15 protein-coding genes and 1 tRNA gene are annotated in these 21,475 nt (G+C 68.2%); 11 read left to right on the top strand and 5 right to left on the bottom strand.

Annotated elements, in window-relative coordinates:
• The first annotated feature begins 59 nt into the window (after positions 1-59).
• Positions 60-1,022, top strand: coding sequence for a DUF4184 family protein (locus tag OG623_RS27160; protein ID WP_406149996.1), 963 nt, complete (start codon positions 60-62; stop codon positions 1,020-1,022).
• An 11-nt stretch (positions 1,023-1,033) separates the two neighbouring features.
• On the opposite strand, the gene polA is transcribed toward OG623_RS27160, so the two are convergent.
• Positions 1,034-3,745: a DNA polymerase I gene (gene polA, locus OG623_RS27155; protein WP_406149994.1), complete on the bottom strand. Its 2,712-nt coding sequence runs from the start codon at positions 3,743-3,745 to the stop codon at positions 1,034-1,036.
• Positions 3,746-3,987: 242 nt separating this feature from the next.
• Here polA and OG623_RS27150 point away from each other — a divergent pair, with 242 nt between their 5' ends.
• The 7 genes from OG623_RS27150 to OG623_RS27120 all read left to right on the top strand — a co-directional run bounded on the left by OG623_RS27150 (position 3,988) and on the right by OG623_RS27120 (position 13,114).
• Complete coding sequence (locus OG623_RS27150) at positions 3,988-6,273, top strand: FdhF/YdeP family oxidoreductase (RefSeq protein WP_406149992.1); 2,286 nt, start codon at positions 3,988-3,990, stop codon at positions 6,271-6,273.
• 72 nt (positions 6,274-6,345) lie between these two features.
• Positions 6,346-6,816 (top strand): PaaI family thioesterase, encoded by a 471-nt coding sequence (locus tag OG623_RS27145; RefSeq protein ID WP_406149991.1) that lies wholly within the window; start codon positions 6,346-6,348, stop codon positions 6,814-6,816.
• Between the two features lie 620 nt (positions 6,817-7,436).
• Positions 7,437-8,648 (top strand): branched-chain amino acid ABC transporter substrate-binding protein, encoded by a 1,212-nt coding sequence (locus tag OG623_RS27140; protein WP_406152019.1) that lies wholly within the window; start codon positions 7,437-7,439, stop codon positions 8,646-8,648.
• A 110-nt stretch (positions 8,649-8,758) separates the two neighbouring features.
• Positions 8,759-9,688 (top strand): branched-chain amino acid ABC transporter permease, encoded by a 930-nt coding sequence (locus OG623_RS27135; protein ID WP_406149990.1) that lies wholly within the window; start codon positions 8,759-8,761, stop codon positions 9,686-9,688.
• Between the two features lie 5 nt (positions 9,689-9,693).
• Positions 9,694-11,496, top strand: coding sequence for a branched-chain amino acid ABC transporter permease (locus OG623_RS27130; protein WP_406149988.1), 1,803 nt, complete (start codon positions 9,694-9,696; stop codon positions 11,494-11,496).
• Between the two features lie 5 nt (positions 11,497-11,501).
• Positions 11,502-12,401 (top strand): ABC transporter ATP-binding protein, encoded by a 900-nt coding sequence (locus tag OG623_RS27125; protein ID WP_406152018.1) that lies wholly within the window; start codon positions 11,502-11,504, stop codon positions 12,399-12,401.
• Positions 12,398-13,114 (top strand): ABC transporter ATP-binding protein, encoded by a 717-nt coding sequence (locus OG623_RS27120; protein WP_406149987.1) that lies wholly within the window; start codon positions 12,398-12,400, stop codon positions 13,112-13,114. Before OG623_RS27125 ends, OG623_RS27120 begins: the two co-directional genes overlap by 4 nt.
• Before the next feature lie 78 nt (positions 13,115-13,192).
• Here OG623_RS27120 and OG623_RS27115 read toward each other — a convergent pair whose 3' ends face one another.
• Positions 13,193-13,849 (bottom strand): ANTAR domain-containing response regulator, encoded by a 657-nt coding sequence (locus OG623_RS27115; protein WP_406149986.1) that lies wholly within the window; start codon positions 13,847-13,849, stop codon positions 13,193-13,195.
• Between the two features lie 100 nt (positions 13,850-13,949).
• On the opposite strand from OG623_RS27115, the gene OG623_RS27110 reads away from it, so the two are divergent.
• Both OG623_RS27110 and OG623_RS27105 read left to right on the top strand, forming a co-directional pair.
• A tRNA-Leu gene (locus OG623_RS27110) sits at positions 13,950-14,022 on the top strand.
• Between the two features lie 111 nt (positions 14,023-14,133).
• On the top strand, positions 14,134-14,913 hold the full coding sequence (locus tag OG623_RS27105; protein ID WP_406149984.1) for a helix-turn-helix domain-containing protein: 780 nt from the start codon (positions 14,134-14,136) through the stop codon (positions 14,911-14,913).
• A 6-nt stretch (positions 14,914-14,919) separates the two neighbouring features.
• Here OG623_RS27105 and pyk read toward each other — a convergent pair whose 3' ends face one another.
• Positions 14,920-16,353 (bottom strand): pyruvate kinase, encoded by a 1,434-nt coding sequence (pyk, locus tag OG623_RS27100; protein WP_406149982.1) that lies wholly within the window; start codon positions 16,351-16,353, stop codon positions 14,920-14,922.
• Positions 16,354-16,587: 234 nt separating this feature from the next.
• Here pyk and OG623_RS27095 point away from each other — a divergent pair, with 234 nt between their 5' ends.
• A complete protein-coding gene (locus OG623_RS27095; RefSeq protein ID WP_406149980.1) occupies positions 16,588-18,399 on the top strand; it encodes a bifunctional metallophosphatase/5'-nucleotidase in 1,812 nt (603 codons plus the stop codon).
• Positions 18,400-18,532: 133 nt separating this feature from the next.
• On the opposite strand, the gene OG623_RS27090 is transcribed toward OG623_RS27095, so the two are convergent.
• Together OG623_RS27090 and OG623_RS27085 are read right to left on the bottom strand one after the other, a co-directional pair.
• On the bottom strand, positions 18,533-20,008 hold the full coding sequence (locus OG623_RS27090) for a lysine N(6)-hydroxylase/L-ornithine N(5)-oxygenase family protein (protein WP_406149978.1): 1,476 nt from the start codon (positions 20,006-20,008) through the stop codon (positions 18,533-18,535).
• Positions 20,005-21,402: a pyridoxal phosphate-dependent decarboxylase family protein gene (locus tag OG623_RS27085; protein WP_406149977.1), complete on the bottom strand. Its 1,398-nt coding sequence runs from the start codon at positions 21,400-21,402 to the stop codon at positions 20,005-20,007. The genes OG623_RS27090 and OG623_RS27085 overlap by 4 nt, the downstream gene beginning before the upstream one ends.
• Between the last annotated feature and the right edge of the window lie 73 nt (positions 21,403-21,475).

The following is a 21,475-nucleotide window of genomic DNA, read 5'->3' as shown; positions in this document are numbered from 1 at the left end:
GGCTGTCATCTCGACAGGGCCGTCGGGCGGGTGGCGCGGCCTCGCGCATACTTGCCGCCATGCCGTTCACACTCAGCCATGCCGCCGCCGTGCTTCCGGGAATCCGCAGGTCCGGGGCGGGCCGTGGGCCGTTCATCGCCTCGGCGCTGGTCGCCGGGTCGTTCGCGCCGGACATCACCTACTACGCGGACACGGTCGTGCCGGGAGCCATGGAGTTCGGCGAGGTGACACATGCCGTGTGGGGAGTGTTCACCGTGGATGTCCTCATCTCCGGGGCCCTGGTGGCGCTGTGGCTGATGCTGCGCGAACCCCTCGTGGCGTTGCTGCCGGGGGCTGTGCGGGGGCGGGTGCACGGTTTCGTACGGGGCCGGCGCCGTGAGCCGGGCAGGCTCGTCCCGTCCGAGGCGGTGTGGTTCGTCCTGTCCGCCGTCATCGGGGCGGGCACCCATGTCGTGTGGGACGCCTTCACCCACCAGGGCCGGTGGGGCACCGAGCTGATCCCCGTCCTCGGCCGGAGCGTCGGCGGCCACCCGGTGTTCCAGATCGTCCAGTACGGCACGTCGGCCGTGGCCCTGGTCGTACTGGGGTGGTTCGTGTACACGGGGCTGCGGCGCACCGGGCCCGCCCCGGTCCCGGACTCCGTGCCGGTGCTGGGGCGGGCCGGACGCCGATGGGCCGGTGCGCTCCTCGCGCTGTGCCTGGTGCTGGGCGTCGTCCACCGATGTGCCCGGTGGTACGCCTACTTCGGGCATATCGACACGCCCCTCGACATCATCCCGACCGCGTGCTTCGGCGCCGGCGCGGGCCTGGCGGCCGGCCTGGTGCTGTACGGGGCGTGGATGCGGCTGCGGCGGAACCCGTCAGGCACTCGTGCGCAGGAGGCCCCTCGTGTGCAGGGGGGACCCGGCACGCCGGAGAGGCCCGGCGTGCGGGAGGGGTCCCGGCGGCCGGAAGGGCCCCATGCGGACATCGCACGGACCCGTCCGGCCGGCCAGGACGACGCCGGCCGACCCCGCTCCTGAAGGACGGGGCCTCAGTGCGCGGCGGTCTCCCAGTCCTTGCCGACACCGATCGACACGTCCAGCGGCGCACGGAGCTCGACCGCCGTGGACATCTCCCGGCGCAGGATCTCCTCGACCTGCTCGCGCTCGCCCGCTGCGATCTCCAGAACGATTTCGTCGTGGACCTGGAGCAGCATCCGTGACGTCAGCTTCGCCTGCGTCAACGCCTGGTCCACATGCAGCATCGCGACCTTCACGATGTCGGCGGCCGTCCCCTGGATCGGGGCGTTGAGCGCCATCCGCTCGGCAGCCTCGCGCCTCTGCCGGTTGTCGCTGTTGAGGTCGGGGAGATAGCGGCGGCGGCCGAGGATCGTCTCCGTGTACCCGGTGGACCTGGCCTCCTCGACGACGCGGTGGAGATAGTCACGCACCCCGCCGAACCGCAGGAAGTAGGTGTCCATCAGCACGCGCGCCTCGCCGGCCTCGATGTTCAGCTGCTGGGAGAGGCCGAACGCGGACAGCCCGTAGGCCAGGCCGTACGACATGGCCTTGATCTTGCGGCGCATCTCCGCGTCCACGGCGGACTTCTCGACGCCGAACACCTGAGAGGCGACCGTCGTGTGCAGGTCCTCCCCGGAGGTGAACGCCTCGATCAGACCGGCGTCCTCGGAGAGGTGCGCCATCACCCGCAGCTCGATCTGGCTGTAGTCGGCCGTCATCAGCGTCTCGAAGCCCTCGCCGACGACGAACCCCCGACGGATCGCCCGCCCCTCGTCCGTGCGGACGGGGATGTTCTGCAGATTGGGGTCGGTGGAGGAGAGCCGGCCCGTCGCCGCGACCGTCTGGTTGAACGTGGTGTGGATCCGGCCGTCCTCGCCGATCGTCTTGATCAGCCCCTCCACCGTCACCCGCAGCTTCGCCTGCTCGCGGTGGCGCAGCATGATGACCGGCAGCTCGTGCTCGGTCTGCGCCGCCAGCCAGGCCAGCGCGTCCGCGTCGGTGGTGTAACCCGTCTTCGTCTTCTTCGTCTTCGGCAACGCCAGCTCGCCGAAGAGCACCTCCTGGAGCTGCTTGGGCGAGCCGAGGTTGAACTCACGGCCCACCGCGGCGTGCGCCTCCTTCACCGCCTGCTGCACCGCACCGGCGAACTGCTGCTCCATGCCCTCCAGATGCGCCCGGTCGGCGGCGATGCCGTGCCGCTCCAGCTTGGCCAGCATGATCGAGGTGGGCAGCTCCATGTCGTGCAGCAGCCCGGTGGCGCCGACCTCCTTCAGACGCGTGGTGAACGCCTCCCCGAGGTCCAGCACGGCACGGGCCTGCGCCATCAGGGCGTCGGCCTCCGCGCGGTCCTCCGCGCCGAAGGCCAGCTGTCCGTCGGACGCGGGGGCCGGGGCCAGCTCACGGCCGAGATACTCCACGGCCAGTGCGTCCAGGGCGAAGGAACGACGGCCCGGCTTGACGAGATAGGCGGCGAGCGCCGTGTCCATGGTGATGCCCTCGAGGCGCCAGCCCTGCTCGGGCAGGACCCGCAGGGCGTTCTTGGCGTTGTGCAGGACCTTGGGGCGCTCCGGGTCCGCGAGCCATGCGGCGAGTGCCTGCTCGTCGGCCTCGCCGAGCTCGGTCGGGTCCAGCCAGGCGGCGGCCCCGTCGGCGGCGGCGAGCGCGATCTCCGTGACCGTGCCGACGCCCAGCGACCAGGTGTCGACGGTCATCACACCGAGCGGCTGCCCGCCGTTGGCCTCCAGCCAGGGGGCGACCTCGCCCGATCCCAGCACCGCACCGTCCAGCTCGACACCGGCGGCGGGCTCCGGCGGAGCGGCGTCCTCGGCACCCGGGTCGACGGCGAGCAACCGCTCACGCAGGCTGGGGTTACGGATCTCCAGGATGTCCAGCACCCCCGTGACCGCCGTGCGGTCGTACGGAGCGCGCTCCAGCTCGGCCGGGGTCTTCGGCAGCTCAACATCACGGACCATCTCGGTCAGCACACGGTTCATCTTCACCGCGTCCAGGTGGTCCCGGAAATTCTGGCCCGCCTTGCCCTTGACCTCGTCGGCACGCCCGATCAGCTCGTCGAACGAACCGAACTGGTTGATCCACTTCGCCGCAGTCTTCTCACCCACACCGGGGATCCCCGGAAGGTTGTCCGAGGGGTCACCCCGCAGCGCCGCGAAGTCCGGATACTGGGCGGGGGTGAGCCCGTACTTCTCCTGGACCTTCTCCGGGGTGAAGCGCGTCAGCTCCGAGACGCCCTTCGTCGGATACAGGACCGTCACCTGGTCGGTGATCAGCTGGAACGAGTCCCGGTCACCCGTGACGATCAGCACCTCGAAGCCCGCCGCCTCGGCCTGCGTGGCCAGCGTCGCGATGACGTCGTCCGCCTCGAAGCCGTCCACCGCGAACCGGTCCGCGTGCATCGCGTCCAGAAGCTCGCCGATCAGCTCGACCTGCCCCTTGAACTCGTCGGGGGTCTTGGAACGATTCGCCTTGTACTCCGGGAACTCCTGCGCACGCCAGGTCTTGCGGGACACGTCGAACGCCACCGCGAAATGCGTGGGCGCCTCGTCGCGCAGCGTGTTCGCCAGCATCGACATGAAGCCGTACACGGCATTCGTCGGCTGCCCCGTCGCCGTCGTGAAATTCTCCGCGGGCAGGGCGAAGAACGCCCGGTACGCCAGGGAGTGCCCGTCCATGAGGAGCAGGCGCGGTCGGTTGTCTGCCGTCTTCTTCGATGCCGTCTCAGCCACGCCCCCGATCCTGCCACGGACCACTGACAATCCGGGACCGTCCGCCGGCCTCGGGGCCGGCGCTCCACCCCGGCACCGGCCGCGCTCCATCCCCGCCCCTCCACCACGCCCGGGGCGCCCTCGGAGCCCGCCCGGTTCCCGGGGAGCACAGCGGCGCGCGTGCATGACAGGATCGTAGGACCGGAAAGACGTAAGAAGACGAAGCAGACGAGTAGACGACCGACGGCTCGAAGGGGAGCACCATGGCCACGAAGCCCCCGACCGGTGACCCGGTCCAGGACACCCCGCAGATCGACGAGGTCAAGCACGCCGCAGCCGGGCTGCCCGCCATCGCCCACACCCTGCGCATCGCCCAGCAGCAGATGGGCGTCCGGCGCACCGCGCAGACCCTCCTCAAGGTCAACCAGAAGAACGGCTTCGACTGCCCCGGCTGCGCCTGGCCCGAGGGCGACAAGCGCCACACCGCCGAGTTCTGCGAGAACGGCGCCAAGGCCGTCGCCGAGGAAGCGACCCTGCGCCGTGTCACCCCCGACTTCCTCGCCGCCCACCCCGTCGCCGACCTGGCCACCCGCAGCGGCTACTGGCTCGGCCAGCAGGGACGCATCACGCAACCTGTGTATCTGCCCGAGGGCGGCGACCGGTACGAGGCCGTGACCTGGGAGCGCGCCTTCGAGATCATCGCCGAGGAGCTGACCGCGCTCTCCTCCCCCGACGAGGCCCTCTTCTACACCTCGGGGCGCACCAGCAACGAGGCCGCGTTCCTCCTCCAGCTCTTCGCACGCGAATTCGGCACCAACAACCTGCCCGACTGCTCCAACATGTGCCACGAGTCGTCCGGGTCCGCCCTCACCGAGACCATCGGGATCGGCAAGGGCAGCGTCAGCCTGGAGGACCTCCACCAGGCCGACCTGATCATCGTCGCCGGACAGAACCCCGGCACCAACCACCCCCGGATGCTCTCCGCCCTCGAAAAGGCCAAGGCCGCCGGCGCGAAGATCATCTCGGTGAACCCGCTGCCCGAGGCCGGCCTGGAGCGGTTCAAGAACCCCCAGACGCCCCTCGGCATGCTCAAGGGCACCGCCCTCACCGATCTCTTCCTCCAGATCCGCATCGGCGGCGACCAGGCGCTCTTCCGCCTCCTGAACAAAATGATCATCGGGACCGACGGCGCCGTCGACACCGACTTCATCGCCGAACACACCCACGGGTACGAGGAGTTCACCCGGGCCGCCGACGCCGCCGACTGGGACGAGACCCTCACCGCCACCGGCCTCGACCGCGAGACCATCGAGCAGGCGCTCGCCATGATCCTCGCCTCGGAACGCACCATCGTCTGCTGGGCCATGGGCCTCACCCAGCACAAGCACTCCGTGCCGACCATCCGCGAGGTCGTCAACCTCCTTCTCCTGCGCGGCAACATCGGCAGGCCGGGCGCCGGCGTCTGCCCCGTGCGCGGCCACTCCAACGTCCAGGGCGACCGCACCATGGGCATCTTCGAACGGCCGTCCGCAGCCTTCCTCGACGCCCTCGACCAGGAATTCGGCATCACCTCACCCCGGCACCACGGCTACGACGTCGTACGGGCCATCCAGGCGCTCCGCGACGGCGACGCCAAGGTCTTCTTCGCGATGGGCGGCAACTTCATAGCCGCCACCCCCGACACCACCGTCACCGAAGCCGCCATGCGCCGCGCCCGGCTCACCGTCCACGTCTCGACCAAGCTCAACCGCTCGCACGCCGTCACCGGAACCCGCGCCCTGATCCTGCCCACCCTCGGCCGCACCGACAAGGACATCCAGGCCGGCCGCAAGCAGATCGTCACCGTCGAGGACTCCATGGGCATGGTCCACGCCTCGCGCGGCAACCTCACCCCCGCGAGCCCCCACCTGCTCTCCGAGCCCGCGATCATCGCCCGGCTCGCCCGCGCCGTCCTCGGCCCCGCCTCCCCCACCCCCTGGGAGGACTTCGAGAAGGACTACGACACGATCCGCGACCGCATCTCCCGCGTGATCCCCGGCTTCGAGGACTTCAACGCCCGCGTCGCCGAGCCCGGCGGCTTCAGCCTCCCGCACGGCCCCCGCGACGAACGCCGCTTCCCCACCGCCACCGGCAAGGCCAACTTCACCGCGGCACCCGTCGAATACCCCGAGGTCCCCGAAGGCCGGCTGCTCCTGCAGACCCTGCGCTCCCACGACCAGTACAACACCACGATCTACGGCCTCGACGACCGCTACCGCGGCATCAAGGGCGGCCGTCGCATCGTCATGGTCAACCCCGAGGACGCCCACGCGCTCGGACTCGCCGACGGGGCCTACACCGACCTCGTCAGCGAATGGAAGGACGGCGTCGAACGCCGCGCCCCCGGCTTCCGCGTCGTGCACTACCCCACCGCCCGCGGCTGCGCGGCCGCCTACTACCCCGAGACCAACGTGCTCGTCCCCCTCGACTCCACCGCCGACACCAGCAACACCCCGGCGAGCAAGTCCGTCGTCATCCGCTTCGAGACAGCCGAGCACCCACACCCCTAAGCGCACGCTCAGCTGTCTGATAAGAACAGTGCGGACAGCAACGGAAGACGTACCCGATCGGAGCAGGACCCCATGGGCGAGCACACCGCACCCACGTTCCCCCAGGAGATCATCGACGAGTACGCCGCACTCGGCGTCGACCTCCCCGCCCTCTTCTCCGCCGGCCACCTCGGCGAGCGCATGGGCGTCAAGATCGTCGAGGCCTCCGCCGAACGCGTCGTGGGCACCATGCCCGTCGAGGGCAACACCCAGCCCTACGGGCTGCTCCACGGCGGCGCGTCCGCCGTACTCGCCGAGACGCTCGGCTCCGTCGGCTCCATGCTCCACGGCGGTTCGACCAAGCTCGCCGTCGGCGTCGACCTGAACTGCACGCACCACCGCGGCGCCCGCAGCGGCCTCGTGACCGGCGTCGCCACCCCCGTCCACCGCGGCCGCTCCACCGCCACGTACGAGATCGTCATCACCGACGAGCACGACAAGCGGGTCTGCACCGCCCGCCTCACCTGCCTGCTCCGCGACGCACCCGGCCCCGCCGCCGGCTGACCCAGGGCCTCGGCCTCTTCCCCTCAACACCCCTGCCCGGTCCGATATGCGCACCGCATACCGGACCGGGCAGAGTCATATCCGGATCCCCTGAAGGAAGTTGACGGACACGCACGGTCAACACCCTTGACCGCCACAGGCGTTCCATGACCCACTTCAGCAGCAACCCACCCCAACCGCACCTCAAACGCATCCCACAGATGTAACACTCCGTAACATCTGTGCAATACACGAAAAAGGGCACACCCCCGCCCCCGCCCGACCCGCCGGCTCTCCCCCGCACCTCTCGCGCCCCGGCCCACGTGACAGCACCAAGATCACCCCAAGCCCCTTAGCAGAGCTGCGGGTTCTCACCATGCGGTCATCCGGCCCCCCGGGCAAAAGCCGTACACCTCCACACTGCGGCCAACAAGCCTTCCCCACGGCATAACAAGACAGTCACATCATCACCGGACCCATCCCGCACCCCCGCACCTGCCCATAGAGTCACGGCCAGTCACCGCGCCGCCGGGCGCGTCTGCTGCACGGACCTGTATCGACCAGTAGGGCCCGGCGATCGTTACGGCACCTCAGCAGAGGAGGCCGCGCCAGGGAAAGGACCTTTCGTGCGACACCGTTCTTTGCTCATACTCACCACAGTGCTCACCACAGGCGCTCTCACGCTCACCGCCTGCGGATCGCGCGACGACGACAGCAGCAGTGGCAGCGGCGGCGGTGACACCCAGACCGTCGTCATCGGTGTCGACGCACCCCTGACCGGCGACCTCTCCGCCCTCGGCCTCGGCATCAAGAACTCCGCCGACCTCGCCGTCAAGACCGCCAACGCCGACAAGACGGCCCCCGGCATCAAATTCGAGCTCCAGGCACTCGACGACCAGGCCCAGCCCTCCGTCGGCCAGCAGAACTCCCAGAAGTTCATCGGCAACAAGGACCTGGTCGGCGTCGTCGGCCCGCTGAACTCCGGCGTCGCCCAGTCGATGCAGAAGCCGCTCAACGACGCCGGCCTCACCCAGGTCTCCCCCGCCAACACCGGCACCGAGCTGACCCAGGGCAACGACTGGAAGACCGGCGACAAGAAGCGCCCCTTCAAGACCTACTTCCGTACCTCCACCACGGACGCGATCCAGGGCGCCTTCGCCGCGAACTACCTCTTCGACAAGGCGAAGGTCAAGGAGGTCTACCTCATCGACGACCAGAAGCCCTACGGAGCAGGCCTCGCCGCCTCCTTCAAGACGACCTTCACCGACCTCGGCGGCAAGATCGTCGGCACCGACCACATCAACCCCGACGACCGCGACTTCAACTCCGTCGTCACCAAGGTCAAGAGCTCCGGTGCCAAGGCCGTCTACTACGGCGGCGAGTACCCCGCCGGCGCCCCCCTGAGCCAGCAGCTCAAGGACAGCGTGAAGATCCCCCTCATGGGCGGCGACGGCATGTACAGCGCCGACTTCATCAGCCTCAACAAGAAGGCCGAAGGCGACATCGCCACCTCCGTCGGCAAGCCCGTCGAGGAACTCGACTCCGCCAAGAAGTTCATCGCCGACTACAAGACCGCCGGATACAAGGACGCCTACGAGGCCTACGGAGGCGGCACCTACGACGCCGCCTGGTCCATCATCGAGGCCGTCAAGGCCGTCGCCGCCGACAACGACGGCAAGCTCCCCGACGACGCCCGCGCCAAGGTCCTCGACGCCATGAGCAAGGTCAAGTTCGACGGCGTCACCGGCCCCGTCTCGTTCGACGAATACGGCGACACCACCAACACCATGATGACCGCCTACCAGGTCACCAGCGGCAAGTGGGCCTCCAAGCTCAGCGAAGCCGTCGAATAGGTCCGTCCAGGACCCCACGGCCACAGCGCACGCACACACAACACCGCGCGGGAGCGCTACGAGCGCTCCCGCGCGGTGCCATATCCGAACCACCCCACGGAGGCCCTGCGGTGCACGAACTGCCGCAACAGCTGGCCAATGGACTCATCCTCGGCGCGATGTACGGACTCATCGCGATCGGCTACACGATGGTCTACGGAATCATCCAGCTCATCAACTTCGCACACGGCGAGATCTTCATGATCGGGGGCTTCGGAGCCCTCACGGTCTACCTCGGGCTTCCGTCCGGATTCTCGCTCCTCGCCGCGATACCCCTCATGATCGTCGGAGGAGTCGTCTGCTCCGTCGCCATCAGCGTCGCAGCAGAACGCTTCGCCTACCGACCCCTGCGCGGCGGACCACGCCTCGCCCCCCTCATCACCGCCATCGGCCTCGCACTCGCACTCCAGCAGGCCATCTGGATGTGGTACCCCAACGCCACCAAGGACCGCTCCTTCCCCCAGTTCAAGGGCGAAGCGATCGACATCTTCGGCGCCCACATCCAGCGCGGCGACATCTTCGTCCTCATCGCCGCACCCGTCTGCATGTTCGCCCTCGGCCTCTTCGTCTCCAAGACCCGCGCGGGCCGCGGCATGCAGGCGACGTCCCAGGACCCCGACACCGCCAAGCTCATGGGCATCAACACCGACCGCATCATCGTCATGGCCTTCGCCATCGGCGCCGCGTTCGCAGCCGTCGCAGCCGTCGCCTACGGGCTCAAGAACGGCCAGATCGGCTTCCGCATGGGCTTCATCATGGGCCTCAAGGCCTTCACCGCAGCCGTACTCGGCGGCATCGGCAACATCTACGGCGCCATGCTCGGCGGAATCGTCCTCGGCATCGCAGAAGCACTCGCCACCGGCTACATGGGCGACATCCCCGGCATGGAACTCTTCGGAGGAGGCGCCTGGAAGGACGTATGGGCCTTCGCACTCCTCATCCTCGTACTCCTCATACGCCCGCAAGGCCTCCTGGGCGAACGCGTCGCGGACAGGGCGTGATACCCATGACCACCACGACCCCCGCCGCGCACAGCGCCCTCATCCCCCTGCCCACCACGGCAGCACGCGCCGCCACCACCACCGGCGCCGCACTCGCCCTCATCGGCACCTTCCTCGCCTGGACCTACACCAGCACCTTCCCCGGCAACCTCACCGTCACCGGATACCCGGGCGGACTCCAGGTCCTCGTCCTCATCAGCGCGGCACTCACCCTGCTGTACGCCCTCTCCGGATACGGCATCAAGGGCCTGCGCTGGCTCACCCCCGGCGGCACCAACAGCCCCACCCGGCTGCTGGCCATCGGCACCTTCATCGCCTCCGCCTACACCGTCATCGCCGTCATCCTCACCAAGGACGACAACGGCAACCTCCTCGGACTGGTCGAACTCGAACCCGGAGCCTGGATCAGCCTCGTCGGCGCGCTCATCGCCACCGTCGCGGCCCTCGGCCTCCCCGACGACCAGCCGAACGACGACACCGCCGGCTTCTTCAAGCGATTCCTCGGGAGCCTCCGCGCACCGGCACCCGCCCGCGCCAAGGCACTCCCCTCCTGGGCCGAGATCCTCATCACCGCCGCGGCCTTCGGCGTCGCGCTCTACGTCTTCGCCTACGGCATCGACACCGAATACGCCGAACTCTTCATCGGCTACGTCATCTCCATCGCCTTCGGCTTCACCGCACTCACCCGGGCCGGACTCATCGCCCGCGTCACCACCCTCACCGCCAAACACCGCAACATCACCCTGTGCGCCGCACTCGTCGCCGCCTTCTGCTTCCCCTTCACCCAGCAGAACGAGGAATACGCCCTCATCGGCGCCAACATCCTCATCTTCGCGACCGTCGCACTCGGCCTCAACGTCGTCGTCGGCCTCGCCGGCCTCCTCGACCTCGGATACGTCGCCTTCCTCGGCGTCGGCGCCTACGCCGCCGCACTCGTCTCCGGCAGCCCCCTCTCCCCCATCGGCGTCCAGTTCCCCTTCTGGGCCGCCGTCCTCACCGGAGCCGCGGCCTCACTCGTCTTCGGCGTCGTCATCGGCGCCCCGACACTCCGCCTCCGCGGCGACTACCTCGCCATCGTCACCCTCGGATTCGGAGAGATCTTCCGCCTCACCGTCAACGCCCTCAACGGCGTCAGTGGCCCCGACCTCACCAACGGGTCCCAGGGCATCCCCAGTATCCCCGACCTGCAACTCCTCGGCTTCGACTTCGGAATCAGCCACGACATCGGCAGCTTCACCCTCGGCAGGTCGGCCAACTACTACCTGCTGATGCTCGTCTTCACCGCCGTCGTCGTCCTCGTGTTCCGACGCTCCGGAGAATCCCGCATCGGCCGCGCCTGGGTCGCCATCCGCGAGGACGAGACCGCGGCCACCGCCATGGGCATCAACGCCTTCCGGCTCAAGCTGCTCGCCTTCGCACTCGGCGCCACCCTCGCCGGCCTCGCCGGAACCGTCCAGGCACACGTCTCCTACACGGTCACCCCCGAGCAGTACCAGTTCGCCGGATCCGTACCACCCAACTCCGCGTTCCTCCTCGCCGCCGTCATCCTCGGCGGCATGGGAACCCTCAGCGGACCCCTCGTCGGCGCCGCACTGCTCTACCTCATCCCGGCCAAACTGCAGTTCATGCAGGACTACCAGCTCTTCCTCTTCGGACTCGCACTCATCCTCCTGATGCGCTTCCGCCCCGAAGGGCTCGTCGCCGACCGCAGGAAGCAGCTCGAATTCCACGAGACCGGCCAACTCGACGTACCACCCGACACACCACTCACCGACACAGCCGCCGGCACCACGAAGGCGGGGGCGTGACCACCATGACCACAGCCACACCCACCACCGGCACCACGGTCCTCGACGCCAGCAACGTCACCATGCGCTTCGGCGGCCTCACCGCCGTACGGGGCGTCGACCTCACCGTCAACGCCGGCGAGATCGTCGGCCTCATCGGACCCAACGGCGCCGGCAAGACCACCTTCTTCAACTGCCTCACCGGCCTCTACGTCCCCACCGAGGGCAAGGTCAGCTACAAGGGCACCGTCCTGCCGCCCAAGCCCCACCTCGTCACCCAGGCAGGCATCGCCCGCACCTTCCAGAACATCCGGCTCTTCGCCAACATGACCGTCCTGGAAAACGTCCTCGTCGGACGCCACACCAGGACCAAGGAAGGCCTCTGGTCCGCCCTGCTGCGCCTCCCCGGCTACAACAAGGCCGAGAACGCCAGCCGCGAACGCTGCATGGAACTCCTCGAGTTCATCGGCCTCGCCGACAAGGCCGACCACCTCGCGCGCAACCTCCCCTACGGAGACCAGCGCAAACTGGAGATCGCCCGCGCCCTCGCCAGCGACCCCGGCCTCCTCCTCCTGGACGAACCCACCGCCGGCATGAACCCCCAGGAAACCCGCGTCACCGAAGAGCTCATCTTCGCCATCCGGGACCAGGGCACCGCCGTACTCGTCATCGAGCACGACATGCGGTTCATCTTCAACCTCTGCGACCGGGTCGCCGTCCTCGTCCAGGGCGAAAAGCTCGTCGAAGGCACCGCCCCCGTCGTCCAGAGCGACGAACGCGTCGTCGCCGCCTACCTCGGCACCCCCTTCGAAGGCGCCCCCGGCGCCGAGGAAGCCGCCGAGGTCGAAGCCGCCGAAGCCACCGCCACAGGCTCCGGAAAGCCGGACGCCACCGCCACCACCACCGAGGAGGAGGACACCCGATGACCGCACTGCTCGAGGTCGAAGACCTCCACGTCGCCTACGGCAAGATCGAAGCCGTGAAGGGAATCTCCTTCACCGTCGAAGCCGGCCAGGTCGTCACCCTCATCGGCACCAACGGCGCGGGAAAGACCACCACCCTGCGCACCCTCTCCGGGCTGCTCAAGCCCTCCGGCGGCCGCATCCTCTTCGACGGCAAACCCCTCGCCGGCATCCCCGCACACAAGATCGTCTCCCTGGGCATCGCCCACTCCCCCGAGGGACGCCACATCTTCCCCCGGCTGACGATCGCCGAGAACCTCCTCCTCGGCGCCTACCTCCGCAACGACAAGGCAGGCATCGACAAGGACGTCCAGCGCGCCTACGACCTCTTCCCCATCCTCGGAGAACGCCGGAAGCAGGCCGCGGGAACCCTCTCGGGCGGCGAACAGCAGATGCTCGCCATGGGACGCGCCCTCATGTCCCAGCCCAAACTGCTCATGCTCGACGAGCCCTCCATGGGCCTCTCACCGATCATGATGCAGAAGATCATGGAAACCATCGTGGAGCTCAAGGCCTCCGGCACCACGATCCTGCTCGTCGAGCAGAACGCCCAGGCAGCCCTCTCCCTCGCGGACCGGGGCCACGTCATGGAAGTCGGCAAGGTCGTCCTCTCGGGCACCGGCTCCGACCTCCTCCACGACGAATCCGTCCGCAAGGCCTACCTCGGCGAGGACTGAGCGCCCCCACCCACGAAGAAGGGCCCGCAACCGGATGTCCTCCGGCTGCGGGCCCTTCTTCGTACACGCGTTACGCCGCTACTCCGCGGACTTCTTCTTCTCCTCGGCGTCCTCGATCAACGCCTCCGCCAGCTGCTGCATCGACATCCGGCGGTCCATCGACGTCTTCTGGATCCAACGGAACGCGGCCGGCTCGGAGAGCCCGTAATCCGTCTGCAGAATGCTCTTCGCCCGGTCCACCAGCTTCCGCGTCTCCAGCCGCTGCGAGAGGTCGGCGATCTCGCTCTCCAGCGCCTTCAGCTCCGCGAACCTGGACACGGCCATCTCGATGGCCGGCACCACATCGCTCTTGCTGAACGGCTTCACCAGATACGCCATCGCCCCGGCGTCCCTGGCCCGCTCGACCAGATCCCGCTGCGAGAACGCCGTCAGCATCAGGACCGGGGCGATGGACTCCTCGGTGATCTTCTCGGCGGCGGAGATCCCGTCGAGCACCGGCATCTTCACATCCAGGATCACCAGATCAGGCCGGTGCTCCCGGGCCAGCTCGACGGCCTTCTGCCCATCACCGGCCTCGCCGACGACCGAGTAGCCCTCTTCCTCCAGCATCTCTTTGAGGTCGAGACGGATGAGCGCCTCGTCCTCGGCGATGACGACGCGGGTCGTCAGCGGCGGGACGTGCGACTTGTCGTCGTCGACGGCGTCTACGGGCTGGGGCGACTCGGGGGTGGTCAAGATGCTCCTCATTTCAAGGCAGGTGCTGCTACCTGAGCCTACCTAGCTCCTGTATGTTTGAGTTACAGCGGGTCTCAGCTAACCTTTGATCCTAAGCCAAGCCCTGGTAGTCCAGCGGAAGAGACACGGTGCTCAAACCACCGACAGCGTGGGTTCGAATCCCACCCAGGGCACTCTCCCTTCGATTCCCAGGTTCATCTCTGCGTTACTGATCTTCACACTTGCCGGTGAACATCCCTTCGGTTGCGGGGCATACCAGCGAATCGCGCACAAGACTCCGTCGCATGGACCAGCACAATCCGTTGATACGTGACGAAGCGCTCGCCCTCCTGCGAAGCGGTATCAGCAATCGAGCAACCGCAGAACTGCTGAACGTGCCTCGCGGGACGATCGGCTGGTGGCTGCACGAGGACCGCAAACAGCGCGGCGTGCAGTACACGCAGCCCACGGACTGCCCGGCCTGCACCGGCCGGGACATTGACCGCATCGCCTATGCGTATCTCCTCGGGCTCTATCTGGGCGATGGCCACATCATCTCCAAGCCCAAGCAGCATCACTTGTCGATCTTCTGTGGCGAAACCTGGCCCGGACTGATCGACGAGGCGGAGTCGACGATGCGCAGAGTGATGCCCATGCCGCGCACCGGACGACGCCACAGAAACGGCTGCGTCGAGGTGAAGTCCTTTAGCAAGCACTGGACATGCGTGTTCCCTCAACATGGGCCCGGCAAGAAACACGAACGCCCGATCGTCCTCGACGTCTGGCAGCAGGAGATCATCGACGCACACCCATGGGAGTTCGTTCGCGGGCTCATCCACTCCGACGGATGCCGGAACATGAACTGGACCACCAGGATGGTCGGCGGCGTGCGCAAGCGCTACGAGTACCCGCGCTACTGGTTCACCAACGTCTCCGACGACATCCGGCGGCTCTACACCGACACCCTGGACAAGCTCGGCATCGAATGGACCCACTGCACCCGCGCGGGCAAGAAGTACAACATCTCCGTAGCCCGACGCGCGTCCGTCGCCCTCATGGACGCTCACGTCGGGCCGAAGTACTGACGACCGTCACTTCGGGCTGTCGTCCTCGCCGATGTGGTGCACCCGCACCAGGTTCGTGGAGCCCGCGACTCCGGGCGGGGAGCCGGCCGTGATGACCACGGTGTCACCCTTCTGGCAGCGGCCGATCCGGAGCAGTTCCTCGTCCACCTGCGCCACCATCGCGTCCGTCGACTCCACGTGCGGCCCCAGGAACGTCTCGACGCCCCATGTCAGGTTCAGCTGGGCGCGGGTGGCCGTGTCCGGGGTGAAGGCGAGGAGGGGGATCGGGGAGCGGTAGCGGGAGAGGCGCTTGACGGTGTCACCGCTCTGGGTGAAGGCCACCAGGAACTTGGCGCCGAGGAAGTCGCCCATCTCGGCTGCCGCGCGGGCGACCGCGCCGCCCTGGGTGCGGGGCTTGTTGCGGTCGGTGAGGGGCGGCAGCCCCTTGGCGAGGATGTCCTCCTCCGCCGCCTCGACGATGCGTGCCATGGTGCGGACGGTTTCGACGGGGTATTTGCCGACACTGGTCTCGCCGGAGAGCATCACGGCGTCGGTGCCGTCGATGACGGCGTTGGCCACGTCGGAGGCTTCGGCGCGGGTGGGGCGGGAGTTGTCGATCATCGAGTCGAGCATCTGGGTGGCGACGATGACCGGCTTGGCGTTGCGCTTGGCGAGCTTGATGGCGCGCTTCTGGACGATCGGGACCTGTTCCAGGGGCATTTCGACGCCGAGGTCGCCGCGGGCGACCATGATGCCGTCGAAGGCGGCGACGATGTCGTCGATGTTGTCGACGGCCTGGGGCTTCTCGACCTTGGCGATGACGGGGAGGCGGCGGCTCTCCTCGTCCATGACGCGGTGGACGTCGTCGATGTCGCGTCCGCTGCGCACGAAGGAGAGGGCGATGATGTCGGCGCCGGTGCGGAGGGCCCAGCGGAGGTCTTCGATGTCCTTCTCGGAGAGCGCGGGGACGGAGACGGCGACGCCGGGGAGGTTGAGTCCCTTGTGGTCGGAGACCATGCCGCCCTCGATGACGGTGGTGTGGACGCGGGGTCCTTCGACCTCGGTGACTTCGAGGGTGACGCGGCCGTCGTCGATGAGGATGCGTTCGCCGGCGGTGACGTCGGAGGCGAGGCCGTCGTAGGTGGTGCCGCAGGTGGTGCGGTCGCCTTCCATGGGTTCGACGGTGATGGTGAAGTCGTCGCCGCGTTCAAGGAGTACGGGTCCTTCGGCGAAGCGGCCGAGGCGGATCTTCGGGCCTTGAAGGTCGGCGAGGATTCCTACGCTGCGGCCGGTTTCTTCGGATGCTTTGCGTACGTGGCGGTATCGCTCTTCGTGTTCGGTGTAGGTGCCGTGGCTGAGGTTGAGGCGGGCGATGTCCATTCCCGCTTCGACGAGTGCCTTGATCTGCTCGTATGTGTCGGTTGCGGGTCCCAGGGTACAAACGATTTTTGCTCGGCGCATGGTTCGAGCCTAGACCTTACCTGTGGGTAGGTAATTGTCTCTGCATGACTGCACAACAGCCTTTGGGTGAAGGGTTATTGCTAACTGTTGAATTGTGCAGCGGGGTGCTCTGATGAGCATGTGCGGGGCGAGGGTGGCGGCTGGTCACCAGATCGAAACCTGTTGGGGGTGTTGCGGTCGGGGTGGGCTGGGCCAGAATCTACGCGCGTTGTTCGCTCGAACGAGGAGTCAAGGATGCCGTTGAACCGTAGGACCTTTCTGGGCAGTTCGGCTGCCGCCGGTGCGGGTGTGGCCCTGGCGGGAGGTGTCGGGGCGGGCCCGGCGGCGGCCTCGGAGGCCAGGGGGCACGGTCACGGGCGCCCGTCGAAGCGGTACTCGTTCACGGTGATGGGGACGACGGACCTGCATGGGAACGTCTTCAACTGGGACTACTTCACGGATCAGGAGTTCGACGACGCGGCCGGCAACGATGTGGGGCTGGCGAAGATCTCGACGCTGGTGGACCGGATCCGTGCGGACCGCGGCCGCCGGAACACGCTGTTGATCGATGCGGGCGACACGATCCAGGGCACGCAGCTGTCGTACTACTACGCGAAGATCGATCCGATCACGGCGAAGCGCGGTCCGGTGCATCCGATGGCGCAGGCGATGAACAAGATCGGCTATGACGCGGCGGCGCTCGGGAATCATGAGTTCAACTACGGCATTCCGGTGCTGCGGAAGTTCGAGGAGCAGTGTGATTTCCCGCTGCTCGGTGCGAACGCGCTGGATGCGAAGACGCTGCGGCCGGCGTTCGCTCCGTATGTGATCAAGCGGGTGCGTACGCCGTTCGGTCGTGACGTGCGGGTGGCGGTGCTGGGGTTGACGAATCCTGGTATCGCGATCTGGGACAAGGTGAATGTGGGCGGGAAGATGGTGTTCCCGGGTCTTGAGGAGCAGGCGGCGAAGTGGGTGCCGAGGCTTCGCTCGATGGGTGCGGATGTGGTGATCGTTTCGGCGCATTCGGGTGCGTCGGGTACGTCGTCGTACGGGGATCAGTTGCCGTATGTCGAGAATGCGGCGGCTCTGGTGGCCGAGCAGGTGCCGGGGATCGACGCGATTCTGGTGGGTCATGCGCATCAGGAGATTCCTGAGCAGTTCGTGACGAACGAGAAGACGGGGAAGCAGGTTGTTCTCTCGGAGCCGTTGATGTGGGGACAGCGGCTGACCTTGTTCGATTTCGATCTGGTGTGGGAGAAGGGCCGCTGGGTGGTCGAGAAGGCCGGCGCTTCGGTGCTGAACTCGAACACGGCGGAGGAGGACCCGCGGATCACGTCGCTGCTGGAGGATGAGCACGCGAAGGTGGTGGCGTACGTGAATCAGGTGATCGGTACGTCGGTGGTGGAGATGACGACCGCGGACGCCCCGTGGAAGGACGAGCCGGTCATCGACCTGATCAATCTGGTGCAGGCGGAGACGGTGGCGGCGGCGTTGGCGGGTGGCGAGTACGCGGAGCTGCCGGTGTTGTCGCAGGCGGCGTGCTTCTCGCGTACGGCGACGATTCCCGCGGGTGAGGTGACGATCAAGGATGCGGCGGGACTGTATCCGTTCGAGAACACTCTGGAGGCCCGGCTTCTGACGGGCGCTCAGTTGAAGGAGTATCTGGAGTATTCCGCGCGGTATTACGTGCAGACGGCTGCGGGCGGTCCGGTGGACACGTCGAAGCTGACGAACGCGGAGGACATTCCGGATTACAACTATGACGTGGTGTCGGGCGTGACGTACGACATCGATATCGCGCAGCCGGCGGGTTCACGCATTGTGGATCTTTCGTTCGACGGTGCGCCGGTGGATCCGGCGGCGGAGTTCGTGTTCGCGGTGAACAACTATCGGGCCAGCGGTGGGGGCAACTTCCCGCATGTGCCGGGCGCGAAGCAGTTGTGGGCGAATTCGGACGAGATCCGGAACACGATCATCGAATGGGTTCAGGAGAAGGGTTCCGTGGATCCGGCGGAGTTCGCTTCGGTGGACTGGCGTCTGACGCGGGATGGCGAGCCGGTGTTCTGACCTGGCTCCCGCTGGTGGGTGTGGGGCGGCCGTTCTCCTTTCGGGGGGCGGCCGCCCTTTTGTTCGTCCGGTGCGGGTTCGGCCGGCCGGGCCTCCGACGAGGACCGGCCGGCGGCCGTCGGTGCGGTGGAGGTCACGGCGCGTCGGGGGAAGTGACCTGGTCCTCGGGCGTCGTCGGGCGTGGCCGCGGTGAGGGTGTGTGGGGGCGGCTCTGTCCTGGGACGGCCGGGGTGGGGTGGGGGGTGAGGCCGAAGGTGGTGAAGGCGGTGCGCTGTGGAAGGGGGTAGGGGGTGGTGCCGGTGAGGTTGTTGAGGATGGTGGCGCTGCGCCAGGCGGCGAGTCCGAGGTCGGGGGCGCCGACTCCGTGGGTGTGGCGTTCGGCGTTCTGTACGTAGATGTTGCCGGTGAGGGTGGGGTCGAGGTCGAGGCGGAAGTCGTCGTGGATGCGGGGGCGTCCTTGGGTGTCGCGGCGGATGTGGGGGGCGATGCCGGTGAGGAGGGTGTCGAGGGGGCGTTCCCGGTAGCCGGTGGCGAGGACGACGGCGTCGGTGGTGAGGCGGCTGCGGGTGGCCTGCTGAGCGTGTTCGAGGTGGAGTTCGATGCGGGTTCCCGCGCCGGAGACGCGGCCCGCGGTGCGGACGCTGACGCCGGGGGTGAGGGTGGCGTCGGGCCAGCCTCCGTGGAGGGTGCGGCGGTAGAGCTCGTCGTGGATGGCGGTGATGGTGTCGGCGTCGATGCCTTTGTGGAGCTGCCACTGCTGGGGGACGAGTGCGTCCCGTACGTGCTCGGGCAGGGCGTGGAAGTACCGGGTGTAGTCGGGGGTGAAGTGTTCGAGGCCGAGCTTCGAGTACTCCATGGGGGCGAAGGCCTGGGTGCGGGCGAGCCAGTGGATCTTCTCGGTGCCGTGGGGGCGGGCGCGGAGGAGGTCGAGGAAGATCTCGGCGCCTGACTGGCCGGAGCCGATGACGGTGATGTGGTCGGCGCGGAGGAGTTCTTCGCGGTGGTGGAGGTAGTCGGCGGAGTGGAGGACGGGGGTGCCGGGGGCTTCGGCGAGGGGGCGGAGGGGTTCGGGGATGTAGGGGGCGGTTCCGACGCCGAGGGCGATGTGGCGGGTGTGGGCGCGGCCGGTGGTGTGGGCTTCGCCGTCGGGGTCGAGACGGGTGTAGTCGACCTCGTAGTGGGCGTGGCCGGTGTTCCAGCGGACGGCGTCGACCCGGTGGTTGAAGTGGGTGGTGGGGAGTTGTTCGCTGACCCAGCGGCAGTAGGCGTCGTATTCGGCGCGGTGGATGTGGAATTGCTCGGCGAAGTAGAAGGGGTAGAGGCGGTCGCAGGTGCGGAGGTAGTTGAGGAAGGTCCAGGGGCTGGTGGGGTCGGCGAGGGTGGTGAGGTCGGCGATGAAGGGGACTTGGAGGGTGGCGCCGTCGATGAGGAGGCCGGGGTGCCAGTTGAAGGCGGGGCGTTGCTCGTAGAAGGCGGTGTCGAGGGGGGCGGTGCCGGGGGTGGTGGGGATGCCGTCGGCGAGTGCGGCGAGGGAGAGGTTGAAGGGGCCGAGTCCGATGCCGATGAGGTCGTGGGTCCGGTGGCCTTCGGGGGTGGTCCGGTCGGTCATCGGGGGGTGCTGCCTTCCGTGGTGCGGGTGTGGGCGTGGGTGATGAGGGTGAGGAGTTGCCCGAGGTCGTCGGGGGTGGTGTGGGGGTTGAGGAGGGTGGCTTTGAACCAGAGGCGGTCGTGGATGCGGGCGCGGCCGAGTACGGCGGCCCCTTGGTTGAGGAGGGTGCGGCGGATGGTGGCGACGGTGGTGTCGTCGGCGTGGGTGGGGCGGAAGAGGACGGTGCTGATGGTGGGGCGGTCGTAGAGCTGGAGTGCGGGGTTCTTCTCGATGAGGTCGGCGAGGTGGTGGGCGGCGGTGATGGTGCGGTCGATGAGGTCGGCGAGTCCGTCGCGGCCGAGTGCCTGGAGGGTGACGGCGATCTTGAGGGCGTCGGGCCTGCGGGTGGTGCGCAGGGAGCGGCCGAGGAGGTCGGGGAGGCCTGCGTCGGTGTCGTCGTCGGCGTTGAGGTAGGGGGCGTGGTGGTGGAGGGGGTCGAGTCGGTGGTGGTGCGGGACGGCGAGGATGCCGGCTGATGCGGGCTGCCAGCCGAGTTTGTGGAGGTCGAGGGTGACGCTGTCGGCGCGGTGGAGGCTGCGCAGGGTGTGGCGGTGGGTGGGGCTGAAGAGGAGGGGTCCGCCGTAGGCGGCGTCGATGTGGAGGTCGGCGCGGTGGGTGGTGGTGAGGTCGGCGATTTCGGTGAGGGGGTCGATCTGGCCGGTGTCGGTGGTGCCCGCGGTGGCGGTGACGAGGAGGGGGCCGTGGTGCTGGGTGAGGGCGTCGTGGAGTGCGGTGGGGTCCATGACGCCGGTGGGGGCGGGGATGACGAGGGGGCGGGGCAGGCCGAGGAGCCAGGCGGCGCGGGTGATGCTGTGGTGGGCGTTGGCGGCGCAGATGGTCTGTACGGGGCCGTGGCGTTCGCGGGCGAGGAGCAGGGCGAGTTGGTTGGCTTCGGTGCCGCCGGTGGTGATGAGGGCGTCGGGCTTGGGGGTCTGGGGGTAGATCTCGGCGGCGAGCGCGGTGGTGAGGGCGGTTTCGAGGGCGGAGGCCGCGGGGGCCTGGTCCCAGGAGTCCATGGAGGGGTTGAGGGCCGATGCGGCGAGGTCGGCTGCTGCGGCGAGGGCGAGGGGCGGGGTGTGGAGGTGGGCGGCGCAGTGGGGGTGTGCGGGGTCTGCGGCGCCTTCGGTGAGTGCGGTGACGAGGGTACGCAGGGCGTGGTGGGCGCCGCTGCCCTGGTCGGGGATGAGGGGGCCGGTGGTGCGGTGGAGGTTTTCCGTGACGGTGTCGGGGCCGCCGGCGGGGAGGGGGCCGTCGCGGCGGGTGGCGCCGTCGTGGAGTGCGGTGAGGACGGTGTCGATGAGGGGGCGCAGGTGGGCGGGGCCTGCGGTGCCTCCGGCGAGGGGCGGGGTGGGCATGGGTGGTGTGGTCCTTCGGGTACGGAGGGGCGGCCGAAGAGCCCAACGATCTCGGCCCGAAAGGGGTACTGCG

This window comes from Streptomyces sp. NBC_01012, assembly GCF_045162755.1.
Classification (GTDB): domain Bacteria; phylum Actinomycetota; class Actinomycetes; order Streptomycetales; family Streptomycetaceae; genus Streptomyces.
Note: the sequence above shows the minus strand (reverse complement) of the source record. Positions and strands in the feature narration are given on the sequence as shown.